Below are 3,390 nucleotides of genomic sequence, written 5' to 3' on the forward strand. Positions count from 1 at the left end.
CGTCATCCTGACTTGTTCGCGTGAGCAGGAGATCCAAGTAGAGACATAGCGAACTGCGCACGGAGAAGTCTTGAGGGAATGCCGTAGGACCCGGGTTCGATTCCCGGCAGCTCCACCGATATAGCAGAAGGCCAGGGCCACAAACCCTGGCCTTCTGCGTGTCATTGCCTACGATTGCGCGGTGAAGAGCGATGCCGGCCCCGCCGCCACGGAGGAGATGGTCGGCGAACTCGGATTGGCCATGCTCGCGGCCGGCTACGCCGTCACCGACATCCAGAACGCGTTGAATCGCGTCGGGGCCGCCGAGGAAGCCGGCGCCTTGTCCATCGGAGTGTTTCCGTCAGCGATCCTCACCGACTCGGCCGTGCTGAAACGCGCGCGCATCTTCAGCCAGCCGCTGTCCACATCACTGCGCTGGGACCAGGCTTGCGAGGTCGGCAGGATTGCATCCGACGCCGCTTCGGGCCGGGAATCACCCGCAGGCGTTCGTCAGCGGCTTCAGTCCACGCTGAGCTCGGGCCCGAAATACCCTCCGGCACTGGCGGTTCTGGGCAGCGGACTGGTGTCAGGGGGCATCGCCGTCGTCTTCGGCACCAGCATCGCGGCCGCCGCCCTTGCTCTGATCCTCGGTATGGCCGTGGGTCTGATGCTGTTGTGGGCTGGACGTCATCCCCGGCTGTCCGCGGTGCTGCCGTTGCTGTGCGGGTTCCTGGTCTCGGCCGCGGTAATCGGCGTCGGGCACCACGTCGGGTTGGGTCCGGCCCCGCTGTACGCGGTCTGCGCCCCGCTGCTGATGTTGGTCCCGGCGGCCACGATCACCAACGGTGTGATCGAACTTGCCGGCGGCGACCTGATCTCGGGCGGCGGCCGGATCGCCTCCGGATTGCTCATCTGGGCGACCCTTGCCCTCGGAGTGGTCGGCGGCGCGGCGGCGGTGGGAGCGGACGTTGGTGTCTTAGCAACGCTGCCCACCAAGGAACTCCCGGGATGGACGGCGTGGCTGGCCCTGGTCGTCATGGCCGTTGGTGTCGGGTTGTTCTTCAGCGCATCGCCGACGTTGATGATCACCATCGCCGTCGCGTTGGAACTCAGTTACGCGATCGTGAAAGCAGTGGAGCTGCGATGGGACCCTGTCCTGGCGGCTGGCGTGGCAGCCGCGGTGATGCTTCCGCTCCTGAGAATCGTTGAGCGCTATCGCCCCGACCTGCCGGTGATCGTGACGTTCCGGGCTGCGTTCTGGCTGCTGGTTCCGGGCTCACTGGGCCTGGTCACCTTCACCGAACTCGGTGAAGGCATCCGCGGGGCGTCCGCGCTGATCCCCGTGATCGGCATGGTCATCTCGATCAGCGCCGGCGTTCAGGTCGGCGCGATGATCGGACAACTGGCCGTCCCGCCGCCTGGGGGAGCGCCGACCCCCTAACATCTGCCCATGAGCGTGGATCAGGTGATGGCGGGCGCCGACGGTATGCGCGCCTGGCAGGAGGACTTCTACCGCGACCTGCATCAGCACCCGGAGCTCTCACATCAGGAACACCGCACGGCCGGACTGGTGGCAGACCGGTTGCGGCAGAGTGGATTCGAGGTGACTGCCGGTGTCGGCGGCACCGGTGTGGTGGGGGTGCTGCGCAACGGCGAGGGCCCGGCCGTGCTGCTGCGCGCCGACATGGACGCGCTGCCGGTCAAGGAGGACACCGGACTGCCCTATGCCAGCACCGCGACGGGCATCCCCATCGACGGGGACGCCGAGGTGGCGGTGATGCACGCCTGCGGACACGATATGCACACCGCCTGTCTGATCGGTGGGGCCCACCTGCTGGCGCAGGGGCAAAAGCATTGGCGCGGAACGCTCATCACGGTATTTCAGCCCGCCGAGGAGATGATCAATGGCGCCAAGGGGATGGTCGATGACGGCCTGGCCTCCCTGACCGGGCCGGTCGATGTGGCTCTCGGTCAACATGTCATGCCGCTGCCGGCCGGATGCCTGGCGGCGATCCCCGGCCCCGCTTTCGCCGGGGGAGCCTCGATTCGGGTGACCGTCTACGGCTGCGGCGGGCACGCCTCGATGCCGCAGAGCACCATCGACCCGGTGGTACTGGCAGCGGCCATCGTGCTGCGGCTGCAAAGCGTTGTCGCTCGCGAGATCGAACCCGGCGAGCCGGCCATACTGACGGTCGGCAGTCTGCACGCGGGCACCAAGGCCAACATCATCCCGGACCAGGCCGAGTTGCTGATCAACATTCGCTTCTACAGCGAGGAGACGCGCTCGACGCTGCTGGGCTCGATCCGCCGGATCATCATCGCCGAGTGTGCGGCCTCGGGTTCGCCGCGTGATCCGGACATCGAGGTCTACGAGGAGGCCCCGCTGACCGTCAACGACGCCGAGGTGACGGCCCAAGTCGCCGCGGCACTGGCCGGGGCGCTGGGCCCCGAGGCGATGATCACCCCGCCGCGGATCGGGGGCAGCGAAGACTTCAGTGATATCGCCCGCGGTGTGAATGCCCCCTACTGCTTCTGGCTACTCGGTGGCACCGACGCCGACGCGTGGCATGCCGCTGAGGCAGCCGGCCGGATCGCCAGCGACATCCCGGTCAACCATTCCCCGCATTACGCGCCAGTGATCCAGCCCACCCTGGACATCGGCACCGAGGCGCTCGTCGCCGCGACGCTGGCCTGGCTGGGTCAGTAATCCCGCGTCCCCGAGGTTGACGCCGTCAACAACCATCGCGTTCCCGCAGGTTTTTTCGCGTCGTCTGACGCACTCCAGCGTCCCGCGATCCGGCATTTCCGGAGTTCAGAGCGATTTTAGAGCGGGTTCGATTCCCGGCAGCTCCACAACAAAGCAGGCCAGGCTGAAAGGCCTGGCCTGCTTTGTTTCCCGTCAACATTCCGCTCTGGACACCCGGATCGAAATCTCGCAATGCTCAAAGGTTTTTGCGCTGTGCACCTCGTTGCACCAGGAATACGGCGACCGTCGCCACGCACAGCGCGAGGTAGACCGTCATGAAGTACTTGCCGTCGAAAACCGCCTGCGGGTTCACCTTCGCGACCCCGATGCCGATCATGCCGAGCAGGTACGTCGCCGGGATGATGGCCAGCACATAGGGGGACAGTGTCCGGGCCTTGCGGCTGATCAGTAGGTAGAGGAACCCGGTCAGTAAGTTGGAGATCCCGAAGGCGCCCAACATGAAGAACTGATCCGACGGCGTGGTGACCGGGTTGAAGCCGGCAATGTGCACGCCGGCCCAACGCAGCAGGAAGGTGTGCATGATCCCGCGGATCAGGTCCACGATCCCGAGGATGAACAACACAGTGGCCGGGATCCGGAAGATGTCCCGCCCGGCGGTCACTGCCGGCTCATCTCGGCTGCGGCGCGCGCCTGCTGCTGCGCGG

Annotated in this window: 3 protein-coding genes and 1 other RNA gene; 3 read left to right on the plus strand and 1 reads right to left on the minus strand. The window is 66.4% G+C overall.

Annotated features, from left to right (window positions below; genetic code table 11):
• From ssrA to ACR2JI_RS06060, 3 genes are all read left to right on the plus strand, one after another.
• Positions 1-118: a transfer-messenger RNA gene (ssrA, locus tag ACR2JI_RS06050) on the plus strand; the annotation flags it as partial.
• Positions 119-181: 63 nt separating this feature from the next.
• Positions 182-1,420: a threonine/serine exporter family protein gene (locus ACR2JI_RS06055; protein WP_526389056.1), complete on the plus strand. Its 1,239-nt coding sequence runs from the start codon at positions 182-184 to the stop codon at positions 1,418-1,420.
• Between the two features lie 9 nt (positions 1,421-1,429).
• Positions 1,430-2,686, plus strand: a complete 1,257-nt coding sequence (locus ACR2JI_RS06060) for an amidohydrolase (RefSeq protein WP_526389058.1) — start codon at positions 1,430-1,432, stop codon at positions 2,684-2,686.
• 235 nt (positions 2,687-2,921) lie between these two features.
• Here the strand turns inward: ACR2JI_RS06060 and ACR2JI_RS06065 are convergent.
• The coding region (locus ACR2JI_RS06065; RefSeq protein WP_526389060.1) for a hypothetical protein at positions 2,922-3,390 on the minus strand (469 nt) is incomplete at its 5' end.

This window comes from Mycobacterium sp. (assembly GCF_051006775.1).
GTDB lineage: Bacteria > Actinomycetota > Actinomycetes > Mycobacteriales > Mycobacteriaceae > Mycobacterium.